Source organism: Enterococcus sp. DIV2449a, assembly GCF_051711225.1.
Lineage (GTDB): Bacteria > Bacillota > Bacilli > Lactobacillales > Enterococcaceae > Enterococcus_D > Enterococcus_D casseliflavus.
In genome coordinates this window covers 725,699-741,451 of sequence record NZ_JBIOME010000001.1, presented here as the reverse complement: position 1 = coordinate 741,451, position 15,753 = coordinate 725,699, and the positions used below count along the sequence as shown (strand labels likewise).

Below are 15,753 nucleotides of genomic sequence, written 5' to 3'. Positions count from 1 at the left end.
TCTTGAATAGAACTTGAATGCAAAACTGCCTCCAAAATCAACGCAAGAGTCTATCTGTATAGATAAAGATCTTTATATGCAAGTTCTTTTGCACCAATAAAGATCCTTAGAATCAAGCAAATCAGAATGCTTTCAAATCAAATGTGATAGTGTCATTGTTCTTTAAAATCAACGCTTGTGCCCCTTTATCGGTCATTTCGTCATTGACGGTATAGACCCAAAATAGATTGGCTTTTTGATCTTGACTGATGCCGTCGATCGAGGTGATAAAGCCATCTTTTTCTTTGATCGCAAAGTTTTCTTTCATTACTTCCAGCAGCGACTCATTTTCTCGGAACGTTACTTCTTTTGAGGTCACAGCTTCTTGATTTTGGATGACGATCGTAGCTGTTCCTTGTTCTTGCTTCAAGGAACTTTGCTGCGTGCTTTCTGGCGTTACACTTGCCTGTTGGTATCCTGTAGCGACGAGTAGTGTGCTCACTAGCAGGAATACGACAAATACTTTTTTCATCTATTTCTTCCTCTCCAATAGTCAAAATACTAATCGTTTTTCTATCCAGTATACGGATAAGAATTATTTTATCACTCTCGTTTTTTCTTAGAGCCCGCATTTTAATTGGATTTTACAGTTTGTGCAGGTACTACAGCCACCGATTTCCTCAATGGTTCCTTCATGGCAGATGGGACAGATTTCACCAGAGGCGACGGGTTCATTTACTTGAACGACAGGCAGCGGTTCAACTTGTGCGGTCAGCTCATTTTCAACCGCTTCTAAGGTAAGTACTTGTGAATCTCGGCTGCCGTCTACATAGACAGTCCCTCCTTTGGCTCCTCCTTCATAAAGATCTCGATAAACTTTGGCTACTTGGCTTACTGTATATCCTTTTGGTGCATTGACCGTTTTTGAAATGGAGCTATCCACCCAGCGTTGTATGGTGCATTGCACACCGACATGCTCTTCGGGCGTCAACTCCATAGCGGAAATGAACCATGCCGGCAACTCCGCTTTGGTTCGTTCAGGATGATCCATCAGGTATTCGTCAACGATTTCCGCATTGATTTCAATAAACTTACCTAGTCGACCGCTTCTAAAATAAGAAAAGGAGTAATAAGGTTCTAAACCAGTTGAAACTCCCGTCATCGTGCCTGTCGATCCTGTTGGCGCAACAGTCAAAAGATGAGAGTTGCGAATACCGAATCGCAGCACGCCTTCGCGGATGTGCGCTGGCATTTTTTTCATGTATCCTGTATCGATAAATTTCTTTCGCAACGCTTGCGTCTCTTGGTCATTTTTTCCAATCAGGAAGGGAAAGCTGCCTTTTTCTTTCGCCAATTCAATGGATGCCTCATAGGCAGTGACTGCCATTGCCTCGAAAATTTGATCAACGAATTGATTTCCTTCTGCCGATCCGTATTTTTTCCCGCAGTAGATCAATAAATCTGCCAAGCCCATGATCCCTAATCCAACACGTCTTTCCCCTTTCGCCTGCTGCTCATTTTTGTCAAAAAAGTAAGGCGTTACGTCAATAACATTGTCTTGGAAACGAACCGCTGTTTTCACGGTTTCTTTTAGTTTGGCAAAATCAACGGTGCCCTTTTGGCGATCCGCCATGTTTGCGAGATTGATGGCTGCCAAGTTACAGACCGCATAAGGGGTTAGGGGCTGTTCACCGCACGGATTAGTTGCTACGACTTTTTGTCCATATGCTGTAGCATTCGTCATCTTGTTGGCATTATCGATAAAGAAAATACCAGGCTCAGCAGAATACGTTGCACAAAAAGTAATCAACTCCCATAACTCACGAGCTTTGATCCTTTGATAGGTTTTGACTTTATGGCCAGCAGCTGCCCATTCTCGCACATCCCCGACTTCAGCCCACTTTGCATCATATTGCGCCATCTCTGCTTCTGAATAATTGTCGATATCTGGAAAGCGTAGCTCATACCACCCATCTGTCTTCACTGCTTCCATGAATTCTTCTGTCAAGCAGACTGAGATATTCGCGCCAGTTAAGAAATCACTTTCTTTCACCGTATAGCTGCCACCTATGCGCAATTTTTCTTTTGCCTTTTGGATCATGTCATTATGTTCCTTATCTGACGATTCAGGCAGTTGTGCTAGATAAGTGAACATTCTTTCTTCCATTTTTGTCAGAGGGTCAAATTGCAGTTTTTCATTGATCAGTTGTTTGATCGTCGCATTTGTGATTGTTTTTTTTAGGTGAAGCAATACAGCAGGATTTTGAATTTTAGAAAGAATAAACGCAAAAATATCTGGATGCCAATCTGCCATCATAATCATCTGCGCTCCACGGCGGCTACCTCCTTGTTCGACAAGGTTCGTCAAGTTTGCCAAATCATTCAACCAAGAAACTGCCCCAGAAGACCGACCACTGACACCGTGGACCACACTTGATTTTGGTCGCAAGGTCGACCCATTGGTTCCGACCCCGCCACCTCGACTCATGATTTCCATAACTTCTTGTCGATGAACAGCAATCCCTTTTCGGGAATCATGGATGAAAGGCATCACAAAGCAATTGAAGTAGGTAACTTGAGAATTTGTTCCTGCTCCATAAAGTACTCTGCCTGCGGGAATTAGGTTTTGCGCCACGATTTGTTGGTAAAACGCCTCGAAGAAGCGCTCCTGGTCATGGGCCTCGTTGGCAGAAATCCCTTTGGCTACACGATGCGCCACTTGCTCAAAAAAGAGTTCTAACGGTTTTTCAATGTCACTTTTTCTTCTTTTAACAAGTCCATTGGCTTGTTCATCAATATCTTCTAACGCTGAGCGATAGGCCTCTTCCACTTCGATAGAGACTAGTTCCCCATCGATTGCTTTCACAACACCGATTCCTCTTGCAGGATATTTAGGATCAGCTTTCGTTGTCAAAATCACCATATCATCCTTACGCAATGTTTGATGGGTTTGATCCTTGTATGAATAACGATCTAGCATAATCAAACGAGCGATTCCCTCAAATGTTTGGGTCATTTCTGGTGTGATCGCCGAAACTTCTTGGAACAACTTGATATCCTCGTTCAATTTCTCAATCGTTTGTTTTTTGTATTCCATTTCTTTCCCTCGCCTTCTAAAACACAACATATTGTGCTCGTTTTTTATTATCGTACTATATAATGTGTATTTCAATCTTGAATTTTATTATTTTCCATGTATAATGAGAATGATTATCAATTAGAAAGACGGCGATTTTCATGCTTCCTCCCCAAACCAAGATACTCTCCATCCAAAGAATTTCTCATTTAGCACTAATCACTGCGGCTTGTATCGTTGGACGGTTAGTTTTTGTCTTTATCCCTAACGTTCAGCCTATGAGTGCCCTTTTGTTTTTAGTGGCTTTTTCTTACCGTTTATCTGATGCGTTGATGATTGCCTTATTAAGTTTGCTCGGAACAAATATCTATCTAGGCATGGGTCCCTGGACGATCAGTCAATTTGCTGCACTTACTATCACCATCATTCTTTTTCATCAGTTTGGAAAAATACCGATCATCAAGAAAAACCGCTTCTTGCAAGCTTTCTTTGCCTTTCTTTGCGGACTTCTTTATGGCTTGATCGTTTCGTTGATGGAAGTTTGGCTTTATCAGTTTCCTTCGTTTCTTGCCTATTACCTTCAAGGACTACTGTTCGATTTCTTCCATGCCAGCGGAAACTTCGTCTTTTATCTGCTTTTATGGCCAGTATTTGAGCGAATAACACCCACCTCCTATAAATTGGCGAAAAAAAACGACTGATTTCGATGGAACGAAGCATTCGGCTAACTTTGTTTTCGTGTTTCTTTGAAAGAATGTTCGCGTAAAATTTTTCTTAAAAAACAAAAAAACTACGACTACTCTCCTGTTTCCTTTGCTTAAAAATCTATCCAAAAATCTCCAGTGAAAAGCCTTTCGAAAGGGTTTCTTCCATCTTTATACGTCCATTCATTTGAATGAAATGATCCCTCTTTCATCCATGCCCTTGACCGAATGTAGTTGGATTTCTTTCAGATTATTAATGAATGATGATGTTTGCTTTTGCTATCATCAGAAATTTATTATTTTTTTTAAATAACAATTTAATTTTTCTTGACCAAAAGAATTCAGAGGTTTATCCTAGCTATGGAAAATCAACGACTGAATAAAAAAGAAGCAAGTGAAATTTTTAATTCAATTTGACCTTTGACATTTGTGAAAAAATGCATAAGAAACTTGATAGTGATCAAGCGCTTATGGAAAGAAATTTTTTTCTCACTAAATTTCAAAAAACGCTCTATTTTAATCAGTCAGAAAAATCATTTTAAGAAGGAGAAAGCGATGAATGAGAAACAATTACGCTGGTATAATATTGCGCTGATGGCGTTCGTCTCTGTTTGGGGACTGGGAAATGTTGTAAACAACTACGCTCAACAAGGATTGACTGTTGTTGTTTCGTGGCTATTAATTATGGCTCTTTATTTTGTACCCTATGCATTAAGTGTTGGTCAGTTAGGATCGACCTTCAAAGAGTCAAGTGGTGGGGTTTCCTCATGGATCAAAGAAACCTCAACAAAGCGGTTGGCTTTTTTTGCTGCTTGGACTTATTGGGTCGTTCACGTGCCTTATTTGGCACAAAAACCCCAAGGAATCTTAGTGTCATTGAGTTGGTTATTTAAAGGAAATGGTACATTTGTATCAACGATGGGCTCCATGGAAGTCTCATTGATTTGTTTAGCTATTTTTCTATTCTTTTTATGGATTGCCTCTAAAGGATTGACGACCTTAAAAATGATTGGGAACATCGCCGGAACAGCCATGTTCGTGATGTCGATTCTTTTTATCCTTTTAGCAGTTACTGCTCCAGCAATGACTGGTGCTGAAATTGCTACACCAAACATGTCATCTGTTTCAACCTATATCCCTAAATTTGACTTTACCTATTTAACTACGATCTCGATGCTGGTATTTGCGGTAGGTGGCTGTGAAAAAATCTCGCCTTACGTAAATAACACAAAAAATCCTGCCAAAGAATTTCCAAAAGGCATGATCTTTTTAGCCGGTATGGTGGCATTATGTGCCTTGCTCGGCTCGATTGCTATGGGGATGCTTTTTGATGCCAACCATATTCCAGAAGATTTGATGGTCAACGGCGCTTATGAAGCCTTTCAACGACTAGGAAACTTCTACGGAATCGGCAATTTCTTTGTCATTCTTTATTCCATCGCCAATGCGTTGGCGCAAATCTCTGCGTTGGCTTTTTCAATTGATGCCCCATTGAAAATATTATTGTCTGATGCTGATTCAGAATTTGTACCAAATGGCTTAGCAAAACTAAACAAAAAAGGAACACCAGTAAATGGGTATATTATGACTGGTATCCTAGTCAGCATTTTGATCATCATTCCAGCACTAGGAATCGGCAATATGACCGAACTGTATCGTTGGTTGCTGAACTTGAATTCAGTTGTCATGCCATTGCGTTACTTATGGGTCTTCTTAGCCTTTATGCTAGTCAACAAACACGCCAATCGCTTTACTTCCGATTATAAATTCGTGAAAAACACCAAGGTTGGCTTTGGGATCGGCTTATGGTGTTTCTTGTTCACGGCCTTTGCCTGCATTTTAGGGATGGTTCCTAAACTTGATTATGCGGCAGATCCGCAAGCTTGGTTCTTCCAATTGGCCTTAAATATCATTACGCCAATCGCCTTTCTTTTGATTGGCTTGATCTTGCCGATCATTGCGAAACGCGTAAATAAAAAATAATCATTCCCTCAAAAAAGAGGTGTCCGACAACTATTTCAGTTGTCGGGCACCTCTTTCTTTGTAAATGAACTTCTCCGCCGTGCGAGGCATTTGCTCCATCCTCTTGCCGAAGCGTTCATTCTTCGTCATTTTCCTCTTTGATTCCATACTTGATCCATTGCACCTTATAGCGAAAATCTTTGATCAGCTCTTTTGCGGTCCATTCATTCGAAATAAAATCTGTCAGACTATCCATCACAACCGCCATAATAAAATAAAGGAAACTGACAGCTTCTTGCGTATCGTGGATCGTAAAGCGATTTTCTTCCAACAGCTCCAACCACTGACGAATCATGGGCGAATCGTCAGGGATCGCATCGCGCTTCGTCCAGGCATTGCTTTGAGTACATAAGTGGATCATTTTCCAATGATCATCTTCAGGTGACCATTGACTGCACCAAGCCAAGTATTCTTCGATCCCTTTGAAAAAATCATTTTTGTTGCGATTGATAAACGTAAAAATCGCGGAATGGATTTGGTTTGAATAGTCGGCGATCGCATAGTCATAGGCATCTTCTAAGTTTTGAAAGTACTTGTAAAACGCCCCTCTAGAAATGTGCGACTTTTCGACGATGGCAGAGACCTTGACTTGACTGATGTGCTTGCTGAAGAATTCTTCTAAAAGCACGGCATCGATTTTTTCTTTTTTCTCTTGTTTTAAATGAAAAAATGTTGTACTTGGCAAGGGATTCTCCTCCATCATTCGCAATCTACTCCCTCTATTATAAACAAATCCCTCTACTTTTCCACTCAGACTTGTGCAGTTTCTCTTGATGGGGCGTTTTGTTCGATCAGATTGCCATCTTCCATTCGGAAAATGCGATCACTCCATTGGATCATTCGCTCGTCGTGAGTGACCATGACTGTCGCTTTCTTTTTCTCATGCGCTTCTTTCACCAATAACTTCACCACTTCATACGCATGATCGGTGTCTAAGCTGGCAGTTGGTTCATCCGCCAAAATCAAGCTTGGGTCATTAAACAACGCCCTGCCGATTGCTACTCGTTGACGTTCCCCACCAGATAAATCGCGGGGAAACTTGTCTTGAAGATCGAGAATATCTAATGAAGCAAGCAATTCATCAATCCGTTCCTTTTCCTTGGCTTTTCTTGAAACTTTGTCGACCAAATAAAATTGTTCCTTTACCGTTAGAAAAGGGATCAAATTCGAGCTTTGCAAGATAAACCCAATCTCTTTAAAACGCAACTTCCCTCGTTGCTTTTCATTTAATTGGGAAAAGTTCACCTGGTTGATGATGATCTCTCCCGATGTTGGACTTTGTAAGCCGCCAGCGATGGTCAAAAAGGTACTTTTTCCTGAACCAGAAGGGCCGATGATACTGACGAACTCCCCTTCTTGAACGTGAAAATTGAGTCCTTTTAATGCCGTTACTTCGGTATGCTGCTTGCCAAATTTTTTTATAATATCCTTCATTACTAAAATGTCTTTCATCTTTGTTACCCTCCTATTGCCGTAATTGGATCGACTTTTGTGACCGTCCGAATGGAGAATAAGCCGCCTAGAACTGCCACGAGAATCAAGATGCCGCTATAAAGCAGCCATTGCTTGAATTCAAAGAAAAATGGCATGGCATCTGGTAAAAACAAACTGGTGCCGTATGCCGCCGCAAAGGCTAGGGCTACCCCGATCACACCGACCATAAATGCTTGCGCAATAATTGATTTGGCAATAAAGCTGGTCCGAATCCCTTGGGCTTTCATCACACCAAAAATCGCCGTTTTTTGTAGGGTGATTACATACATGAAAATCCCCACGATTGCCGTTGCAACAACAAATAAGAAGTAGATCATGGCATTTAAGGTCAAGTTTTGAGCAGAAAATCCAGGAAGCTTTTCAATAAAGTCTTCCGTTGCCAACACTTTGAGCTGAGTTCCTTCTTGGTTATCGACTTTCGGATCACTTGATTTGGTCACAATGATATTGATGGGCTGCTCCTTGTCAGATGCAAATGGTTGGTTAGCAAACTTCATTTTCGTCCAAGTATCGAGGGAAGTATAAATAACTGGTGACACCGTATAAGACGTTTCTGGGGTGATCCCAACGACTTTGAAGGTTTCATCTGAACGCCCGATTTTCACTTGATCCCCGACCTTGATACCTTCTTCTGCTAAGTTTTCTGAAATCGTGATCTCATTTTCTTGTGAAAACAGCTTGCCTTCTAAGACTTCTGGTAACAAGAACGCATCCTCTTGTGTACCAAAAACAGTCACATTGACTTGTTCATCGTTGACCGTGATGACACTGCTGTATAGACCAATCGGGGCTTTTTGGGTCCCTTCTACACGGTCTAGATCCCCTCTCGTCAATTGCGAAGCCGCAAATGTGTCATTCGCATCTTCTGATAAAACGATCGCGGATGAATCCCAGTCGACGATGGCCTTTTTAAAATCCCAGTTAAGTCCGGTAGCTAAGCCAGACAATATAAAAACAACATAGGCGATCAAAAACATGATTCCTACGATCAGCCCATATCTTAATTTTGAATAACGCATTTCTTTTATAGCCAGAAACATTGCTCTTTCCTCCTGTTTTCCAAATATTGACAAAGTGTCACTTTTTGAAGAATACCACACAAGGTGACACTTTGTCACTTTTTACAACTCGGAAAGTTTGTAAGGTTGATCGATCATTCTTTTTCTGTCATTCACTGAGGATGTTTTTTTTAAAGGAGTGAGGAAAAAGAGAGTTGAATAGTGGGCGTTTCGCGTAAAATACGCCATTTCCTTTTAACATTCTTGGCTAGATGTAAAAAAAGCATGGCCGACCGTAAATAGTCGAACCATGCTTGGCAAAAACGAACACGAGGTTTTCATTACTGGTATTCTTGAGATCAGCTGACTTTGCTTTGTCCAATTGTGGAAATTACTGCTCGTAACTGATGACACGAAGTATCAAACTGCCGTTTTTCCTCAGGGGTAAGCGTCAATTCAATAATTTCGCGGACGCCGTTTTGGTCCACGACTGCAGGAACCCCTGTGAATAAATCGTTGATGCCATATTCCCCATTAAGGTAGGAAGATACCGGCAGAATCGCTTGCTCATCATTTAAGATCGCTCGAACGATTCTTGCGACACTCATCCCTATCCCGTAAAAAGTTGCTTGTTTTCGATCGATGATTTCATAGGCAGCATTTTTTACTCGTTCAGAAAGAACCGCTAAATCGGCAACGGTCAAACGATCCTTTTGCTTGATCAATTCTAGGATCGGTTGCCCACCGATCGTTGTATGGGACCAGACAGCGACTTCCGAATCACCGTGTTCCCCAATGATATACCCATGAATATTCCGTGGATCGATGGCTAATTTTGCCGCCACTTCTTTTCGAAGTCTTGTGGTATCGAGGGTCGTTCCCGTACCAACGACACGATTGGCTGGCAACCCTGACACACGCCATGCTTGATAAGTTAAGACATCGACTGGGTTTGAAGCGATGACAAGCACGCCATCAAAACCTGAAGCCATCACTTGTTTTGTGACGCTTGCCATAATTTCGGCGTTCACATCGATCAATTCAAGCCGTGTTTGTCCTGGCTTTTGGTTGACCCCTGCGGTAATAACGACGATGTCAGCATCTTTACATTCCGAATACTCTCCCGCCCAAACTTTGATGTTTTCTTGCCCCCATGACATACCGTCTAACAAATCGAGGGCTTCTCCTTCTGCTTTGTCCCGATTGACATCGATCAAGACCAATTCATTGATCAGTCCTTGATTGATCATGGAATACGCAATGCTCGTTCCAACGAAACCTGTTCCGACAACGACAACTTTTCTGCTTGTACTTTTCATGTGCGATCCCTTCCCTTTCTTTTCAAATACTTGTGCTATTGTTTTGCGTATAGTACGCATTTTCTCAAAAAATAGATGATTTTTTTGTGTTTCCTTAGTAACTATGACCGGCAATCAGCGCTTTGGTTTGCTGATACAAATGAATTGCATATTTTCCTAACACATAGCTGACGACGATTACGGCAAAGCTTGTTTCAATAATCGTTAAGGCTTGTAGAAACCCAAATATCAGTGGGTGATTTGCAAAAAACAGTGCTGATTTGAACATTGCAGTCGCCGAGATCACAAGAGGAAACGTAAATGCCGCATAGCTTGGGTAAAACCCGACTGCCAGCATGTTTTTCATATAAGCGACGACAAAGAAATAAATCGTTTGTGACAATAACAGCATAAAGGCGACAAACCAAGCAGAGCCTTGTTCAAATACGGAAAGGTAACCTGCTAAGCAAAGAGAACCCGGCGCGGTTAAAATCGTGATCAATGGAACTGCCGCACGTTCCGTCAGTTTTTGATGGACGATTCGCTTTAAAATAATCGGCAAAAGTGCAAAATACAATACCAATGCGATCCAGACAATCACTTCTCCTAGCTCTTTAAAAAAGACAGCAGAAGTATTGGGAATGACGCCAATCCCGACGAAGGTAATAAACCAGCTTGGATAAATGTATTCCAGCGAAAGGTCGACAGGCAAAATATGCACGACAACAAAATAGATCATTAAAGCAAAATGTAAGCCGATAGCCCCCCACCAGAGCAGATCATTCACCACTGCATTGGGAATGACCCGTTCAAAAACAGTGGAAATCACCATCAGCGCCATCGTAAAGGTCGGCGCAACCGAAGCAACGATTGGGTTTTGCAACTCTGACATCGTGTGCTTAAATGTAAAGCATACTTTCAGAAGGAAGAGCCCCATGATGAAAATACCAAGGGTGCAAAACGCATTTCCAACCGTCTCCATTCCTTCTGAATACAATAAATTCCCCAAAGACACAGTGCCTAAAATCAAGCCGCAAATCGGGATTGGCAATGAATGTAAAAAATGCTGGATCGATGTTTTCATCAACTCATCCTTTCTTAATGTATGAAAATTTCAATTAAATTTGCTTTCTTTTTTCTCTACACTTATACTATAATCACCTGATAACTATTTGTAAAATTGTACTTTTAAATACTAATTATAAATTTTATTAATAATAAAGGAGTCCGCAAAATGATTGAATTGCTCAAAACCTTCATTGTTGTTTATGAAACTAGAAACTTTAGCCTTGCCGCCAAACAGCTCTATAAAACTCAGCCAACGATCTCCTTGCAAATCCAACGATTAGAGGCGGAACTTGGCTTCAAACTTTTTGAACGTAAAGGAAAACAATTGATTTTACCCACCAGCCAAGCGGAGTTTTTGTATCCTCGTGTGGTCGAGTCTCTCCGCTCATTGTCCACTATTTTTTCGCAAGCCAAAGACACCAAAAATTTTAAAACAGCGTGTGTGCTCGCTTGTTCAAATACCACCGCCGTCTACTTACTGCCCAGTATCATGGCGCAGCTGATTGAAGAATTTCCAACGTTTGCCTTTGAAATCAAAATCATGAATTCGCAAGAAGTAATCGATGCCGTCGAATCAAACAAAGCCCATATTGGCCTGATCGAAAAATCAATCGTTTCGCCATTGATCCAAAAAGAATTCGTCTATCGCGATGAATTGGTGTTAGCAGGCAACCTCGCTTCTGATTTTTGGGTCTTGCGGGAAAACGACTCGGGGATGTACTACATTAACGAAACCTATCTGTACGCACAGCACTTGCATCCGCAAATCATCAAAGCCAATAACAGCGAAGTGATTTTGTCCCTACTAAAACAAAACATCGGCAAATCGATCATCTCGAAACTCTCGTTACCACAAGAGTTGCCTTGGCAGGAACTTGATCCAGAGTACCGCTATCGTGATCTTTTTATCATTCAGAATCGTCAACGTGTGACGCCGGAAACCGGAGAGGTTTATGAGGAGATTAAACGGCTGTTGTTGGCATTGATTCCATAAATATTAGTCTTTTGAACCAATTAAAGTGAATACAAAAAAGACGCTGGAGTGTCGTTTGTCGCTCCTCCAGCGTCTTTTTATTTTTATAATTCCTTGATAAACCGTTTCTGTTCATGACTGCTATGATAGCCATGGTTTTCATAAAACCTGTGAGCAGCATGGCGTTTGACATTCGAATTTAATCGAATGCCTTGCATTCCTCGCTGTCTGGCTTCTTCTTCAATTGCAGACAGCAGCTTCCCACCAACACCTTGCTTTTGCACTTGATCGTCCACTACTAAACCTAGAATATTAAAAAATTGCCCAGCAGAATAAACTGTCGAATACGGCTGTGCTTCAATCATCCCAACTGCTTTCCCCTTTATTTCGGCGACCAGTAAGAGATGGTCCTCCTCAGCTAAGATTCTCTTTAGACCTTCGATCAATACTTCTTCTTCGATTGGATAGCCTAGTACCTTCGATAAGTGAGCTAGTTCTTTACGATCAGACAATGCTGCGGCTCTAATTTTCATAGTATTCTCCCGTCTTTTGGCTTTTTATTCGGTCTTGTTTTAGATAACTCACATTCATTTATCAACTTAGAAATTAATGACAGCTAGTTGATTTGTTAAAGTGCAATAGAAAAAAAGTATACAGACAGTGTACTAGAAATCACTTTGCTGTGATCTTTTATGTTATTTAGCTAAACCAGTTTTTAATTTTGATCAAATGAAATGAGTGCGTATTCGTTAGGTATATACCTGATTGTCGTATATTCGAATAATTTTCCCATATCATTATAGACCGCATTTTCCAGTATCCCCACACAATTATTTTTTCCCAAAGCTAATTCTTTAAAGTCAGAGTCTTTTGCAGACTCAACTTTCATAATGGATTTTGATGCAGCGATTTTAAAATCTAAGTTTTGTCTGATATGGTCGTAGATTGATCCGGCTATGATTTTCTCATTAAGTCCCTTAACAATACTTTTTTTGAAATAACTCGTATCTGACATCATCGCTTTCCCATCAATAATTCGTAATCGTTTCACAAGGTATACTCTTTCACCAACCGGAAATGAAATTTTTTTTGCTAATGAATCATCAACAGTCAACTCGCGAAATTCTTGCACAATTGTTTTTTTTTCGACCTCAGTGTCTGCGGATAGTGCCTTCAATCCTTGAAAATTTCCTACCTTGAAAGACTTCTTGTCAATCTCGATTCTTTCAAGAATAACTACCCCTCTTCCTTTCACACTATAAACCAATCCATCTTCATTAAGCAGTTGAATCGCTCGGCGAACTGTATTTCTGCTAGTACCAAATCGCTCAATTAACGCCATTTCGGTCGGTAAAACCATTGTATCGTTATAAAGTCCCTCATTAATTTCATTTTTCAAAGTGTCATATATATCCCGAAACTTATTCACCATAGTTCCACCTCACTCTTTCAGTTAATTATAGCATGATATCATTCTACCTATACAAAAAACTTAAATTTGTTTAAACAAATACTTGATTATTTGTTTAAACAAATTTAAAATGAGCGTAACCGGTTAAAAGAAATGAGGAGGTTTTATTATGAGTGACAAACAGTTAGCGGAGTACATGATTGAGTACGTTGGTGGAAAACATAATATCAAAAATGTGATCCACTGCATTACACGTGTTCGTTTCTATCTAGTGGACAAAGAGAAAGCCGATACAAATAAGATAAAAGAGTTGGATGGTGTAATGGGCGTCGTAGAAGCTCAAGGACAATATCAGGTGGTTGTTGGAAACAAAGTAAATGCTATTTACGAGGAAGTAATGCGTCAGTTAAACAATGATCAAGTCTTTGATTCTACAGAGGGAGTGGTAGAAAATGATTCCAATAGTGATTTTCTTCAGCTATTTCGAAATGGCTTCAATCAGTTTATTGGCATAATTACAGGTTCAATGATGCCCGTCATCGGTCTTCTTGCAGGAGCTGGAATAATCAAAGGATTACAAGCTTCGTTGGTGACGTTTGGTTTACTACAAGATAGTTCGCAATCTTATCTATTGATTAGTACGATTGCAGATGGCATTTTTTATTTTTTACCTGTCATCTTAGGTTTTACTGCGGCTCAAAAATTAAAGGTGAATCCTATTGTTCTGGCAGTCGTGGGTGCGATACTCATTCATCCAAATATAGTCACTATTGCTTCAAGTACAGCTGCGAAGGTCGCTATTTTTGGCATAGAATTTCCCATTATGAATTATACAGCTTCGGTTTTCCCTATTCTGGTCGCTGCTTGGTTAGCAACGTATGTTGAAAAGTTTTTAAAGAAAATTGTTCCTCTCGTGATTTCTTCCATTGTGTCACCAATCGTAGAAGTTCTGGTACTAAGCTTAGCCGTTCTTCTTATCATCGGACCAATCATAACGATTATTAGTGATGGGCTTGCATTCGGAATTAGTACCATTTTTGACTTTAATACGATTATTGGCGGAGCAGTCTATTGCGCACTTTTTCCAGTCTTAGTGGTCTTCGGCATGCACTGGCCATTGATTCCGATCATCGTCAACGATTTAACTGTCAACGGATTTAGTATGATGAATGCCTTCTCGTCTGTATTGATGATGGGTATTGCGGGTGCAACGTGCTCAATCGCATTAAAAACAAAAAAAGCTCAACTAAAACAAGTTGCCTTTGCTGCCACTCTTTCACAAATATGCGGTGTTGGCGAACCGGCAATCTATGGTATTCTACTAAAATACAAAAAAGTTTTCTATCTCGTGACCCTTTCAAATATTTTTGGTGGAGCTTTAGCAGGCTCCCTTCACTTGGTCAACTATGGATTCGCAGGTGGGGTTATAGGATTTGCCTCTTTTATCAACCCGGTTGCAGGGATCGATAACAACTTCTATGCTTATCTACTCTCTCATATAGGAACATTTTTGCTATCCTTTCTTTTGACTTGGCTTTTTGGTTTCAATGATAAAATGAAAGCTGCAGATGAACTGTAAGGTGATATATGATGAAAAAAATAATTTGGCATCAATTATTTTCTAATTACCAAGTACTAAACTTTTCTCCTAATGGACGTAAATTACGTTTGAGAATCAAGCAGCCGCTTTCTGGAAAACGATTAGCACTCGAACTTTGTAACCGCTATGACTCTTTTGATTTAAACGTAGAGTCGATAAAAATCAGTAGTGATCCGAGAACCCAACAATCTAGTGTTATTACCTTAGATAATCGACCACAATTCATTGTCCCAGCTGGGTCTACTTTATGGACAGATGACCTTGATTTTTCAGTAACCAAAGGAGCCGATATTCTGATAGAGGCATTATTTTCTAACGAGATCAATCGAGTATCTTCCTCGGCAAACTTACTGTCTGATCAATTAGTCCGTTCGAATATAAGAGAAACCAATAACTTTATTTTTGGTATTACTTCAGTTGCTCTAGAAACGAATGTTGATGCAAAAGTCATTGCTTTTTTCGGCGATTCTTTAACGAATCAAGGATATTTTAGTGATAGCGTCATCGACAATCTCAACAAGCGTGGTCTGGTTGCAACAAGCTTTAATGCTGGCATATCAGGCAATCGTCTGACACATGTTGGTTCAGGGATTTCTCGTTGGAAAGACAGCTTTGGCGTTGCAGGAATAAACAGGTTCCAAGCAGATGTCGTGGATCAAAAGCCAGACTTGATCGTTTCATTGATCGGGTTAAATGACTTATTTCATCCAGGAACTGGCTCACCGCTTTCAGAATTACCTACCAAAGAGGAGTTGATCCAACACTACAAAGTTCTAATAAGTCTGGCAAAAAAAGCCGACATTCCGTTTGTTCCCCTCACGCTTCCCCCTTTTAACTATTCTTACAACCAAGGAAAGCCGAGTTGGACCGAGGAAAAAGAAGCTATCCGAACTGCGTTTAATCAATGGTTAATGACGCAAGAAAATACGATCGATATCAATGATATGGTAAGAGATCCTTCTGATAAAACGAGATTAGCTTCTGCATTTGATTCGGGGGATCATCTGCATTTTTCTCAAACTGGAGGGGAAATTTTAGGAAAAGCTGTGGCTGAGAAAATTCTTTGCCTTTCATTGCTGTGAATTGATAGACTCTCAACAAAAACTGTTAAAAATAGTCAAAAATAAAAC

14 protein-coding genes are annotated in these 15,753 nt (G+C 40.4%); 5 read left to right on the top strand and 9 right to left on the bottom strand.

What is annotated here, in order from left to right:
• Nucleotides 1-121: 121 nt before the first annotated feature.
• Together IGI76_RS03510 and IGI76_RS03505 are read right to left on the bottom strand one after the other, a co-directional pair.
• Nucleotides 122-511 (bottom strand): DUF4430 domain-containing protein, encoded by a 390-nt coding sequence (locus tag IGI76_RS03510; RefSeq protein ID WP_333718990.1) that lies wholly within the window; start codon nucleotides 509-511, stop codon nucleotides 122-124.
• Between the two features lie 87 nt (nucleotides 512-598).
• Nucleotides 599-3,076 carry a vitamin B12-dependent ribonucleotide reductase gene (locus IGI76_RS03505; protein WP_438781053.1) on the bottom strand — a complete coding sequence of 826 codons (2,478 nt, stop codon included), beginning with the start codon at nucleotides 3,074-3,076 and terminating at the stop codon, nucleotides 599-601.
• A gap of 140 nt (nucleotides 3,077-3,216) precedes the next feature.
• Between IGI76_RS03505 and IGI76_RS03500 the strand changes: the two genes are divergently transcribed.
• Nucleotides 3,217-3,756: a hypothetical protein gene (locus IGI76_RS03500; protein ID WP_333718988.1), complete on the top strand. Its 540-nt coding sequence runs from the start codon at nucleotides 3,217-3,219 to the stop codon at nucleotides 3,754-3,756.
• Between the two features lie 558 nt (nucleotides 3,757-4,314).
• A complete protein-coding gene (locus IGI76_RS03495; protein ID WP_005225272.1) occupies nucleotides 4,315-5,742 on the top strand; it encodes an APC family permease in 1,428 nt (475 codons plus the stop codon).
• A gap of 115 nt (nucleotides 5,743-5,857) precedes the next feature.
• Here the strand turns inward: IGI76_RS03495 and IGI76_RS03490 are convergent, their stop codons facing one another.
• The 5 genes from IGI76_RS03490 to IGI76_RS03470 form a co-directional block, all read right to left on the bottom strand.
• Nucleotides 5,858-6,484, bottom strand: coding sequence for a TetR family transcriptional regulator (locus tag IGI76_RS03490; RefSeq protein WP_081117236.1), 627 nt, complete (start codon nucleotides 6,482-6,484; stop codon nucleotides 5,858-5,860).
• Between the two features lie 47 nt (nucleotides 6,485-6,531).
• The gene (locus tag IGI76_RS03485) at nucleotides 6,532-7,233 is read right to left on the bottom strand and encodes an ABC transporter ATP-binding protein (protein WP_086294630.1); all 702 of its coding nucleotides are present in this window, start codon (nucleotides 7,231-7,233) and stop codon (nucleotides 6,532-6,534) included.
• Nucleotides 7,234-7,238: 5 nt separating this feature from the next.
• Nucleotides 7,239-8,315 (bottom strand): ABC transporter permease, encoded by a 1,077-nt coding sequence (locus tag IGI76_RS03480; protein ID WP_167823081.1) that lies wholly within the window; start codon nucleotides 8,313-8,315, stop codon nucleotides 7,239-7,241.
• A 317-nt stretch (nucleotides 8,316-8,632) separates the two neighbouring features.
• Nucleotides 8,633-9,592 (bottom strand): L-lactate dehydrogenase, encoded by a 960-nt coding sequence (locus tag IGI76_RS03475; protein WP_086294628.1) that lies wholly within the window; start codon nucleotides 9,590-9,592, stop codon nucleotides 8,633-8,635.
• A 94-nt stretch (nucleotides 9,593-9,686) separates the two neighbouring features.
• Complete coding sequence (locus IGI76_RS03470; RefSeq protein WP_086294627.1) at nucleotides 9,687-10,655, bottom strand: TDT family transporter; 969 nt, start codon at nucleotides 10,653-10,655, stop codon at nucleotides 9,687-9,689.
• 150 nt (nucleotides 10,656-10,805) lie between these two features.
• Here IGI76_RS03470 and IGI76_RS03465 point away from each other — a divergent pair, with 150 nt between their 5' ends.
• Nucleotides 10,806-11,633, top strand: coding sequence for a LysR family transcriptional regulator (locus tag IGI76_RS03465; RefSeq protein WP_086294626.1), 828 nt, complete (start codon nucleotides 10,806-10,808; stop codon nucleotides 11,631-11,633).
• Nucleotides 11,634-11,716: 83 nt separating this feature from the next.
• On the opposite strand, the gene IGI76_RS03460 is transcribed toward IGI76_RS03465, so the two are convergent.
• Nucleotides 11,717-12,145 (bottom strand): GNAT family N-acetyltransferase, encoded by a 429-nt coding sequence (locus tag IGI76_RS03460; protein WP_086294625.1) that lies wholly within the window; start codon nucleotides 12,143-12,145, stop codon nucleotides 11,717-11,719.
• Nucleotides 12,146-12,327: 182 nt separating this feature from the next.
• Nucleotides 12,328-13,044, bottom strand: a complete 717-nt coding sequence (locus tag IGI76_RS03455; RefSeq protein WP_086294624.1) for a GntR family transcriptional regulator — start codon at nucleotides 13,042-13,044, stop codon at nucleotides 12,328-12,330.
• Between the two features lie 148 nt (nucleotides 13,045-13,192).
• Here IGI76_RS03455 and IGI76_RS03450 point away from each other — a divergent pair, with 148 nt between their 5' ends.
• Nucleotides 13,193-14,602, top strand: a complete 1,410-nt coding sequence (locus tag IGI76_RS03450; protein ID WP_167823080.1) for a PTS transporter subunit EIIC — start codon at nucleotides 13,193-13,195, stop codon at nucleotides 14,600-14,602.
• Between the two features lie 11 nt (nucleotides 14,603-14,613).
• Nucleotides 14,614-15,705: an SGNH/GDSL hydrolase family protein gene (locus IGI76_RS03445; RefSeq protein WP_236596213.1), complete on the top strand. Its 1,092-nt coding sequence runs from the start codon at nucleotides 14,614-14,616 to the stop codon at nucleotides 15,703-15,705.
• Nucleotides 15,706-15,753 lie beyond the last annotated feature (48 nt).

Coding starts and splice junctions, on each gene's coding strand:
- IGI76_RS03510 (WP_333718990.1), bottom strand. CDS start 511: ATGAAAAAAGTATTTGTCGTATTCCTGCTAGTGAGCACACTACTCGTC.
- IGI76_RS03505 (WP_438781053.1), bottom strand. CDS start 3,076: ATGGAATACAAAAAACAAACGATTGAGAAATTGAACGAGGATATCAAG.
- IGI76_RS03500 (WP_333718988.1), top strand. CDS start 3,217: ATGCTTCCTCCCCAAACCAAGATACTCTCCATCCAAAGAATTTCTCAT.
- IGI76_RS03495 (WP_005225272.1), top strand. CDS start 4,315: ATGAATGAGAAACAATTACGCTGGTATAATATTGCGCTGATGGCGTTC.
- IGI76_RS03490 (WP_081117236.1), bottom strand. CDS start 6,484: ATGATGGAGGAGAATCCCTTGCCAAGTACAACATTTTTTCATTTAAAA.
- IGI76_RS03485 (WP_086294630.1), bottom strand. CDS start 7,233: ATGAAAGACATTTTAGTAATGAAGGATATTATAAAAAAATTTGGCAAG.
- IGI76_RS03480 (WP_167823081.1), bottom strand. CDS start 8,315: ATGTTTCTGGCTATAAAAGAAATGCGTTATTCAAAATTAAGATATGGG.
- IGI76_RS03475 (WP_086294628.1), bottom strand. CDS start 9,592: ATGAAAAGTACAAGCAGAAAAGTTGTCGTTGTCGGAACAGGTTTCGTT.
- IGI76_RS03470 (WP_086294627.1), bottom strand. CDS start 10,655: ATGAAAACATCGATCCAGCATTTTTTACATTCATTGCCAATCCCGATT.
- IGI76_RS03465 (WP_086294626.1), top strand. CDS start 10,806: ATGATTGAATTGCTCAAAACCTTCATTGTTGTTTATGAAACTAGAAAC.
- IGI76_RS03460 (WP_086294625.1), bottom strand. CDS start 12,145: ATGAAAATTAGAGCCGCAGCATTGTCTGATCGTAAAGAACTAGCTCAC.
- IGI76_RS03455 (WP_086294624.1), bottom strand. CDS start 13,044: ATGGTGAATAAGTTTCGGGATATATATGACACTTTGAAAAATGAAATT.
- IGI76_RS03450 (WP_167823080.1), top strand. CDS start 13,193: ATGAGTGACAAACAGTTAGCGGAGTACATGATTGAGTACGTTGGTGGA.
- IGI76_RS03445 (WP_236596213.1), top strand. CDS start 14,614: ATGAAAAAAATAATTTGGCATCAATTATTTTCTAATTACCAAGTACTA.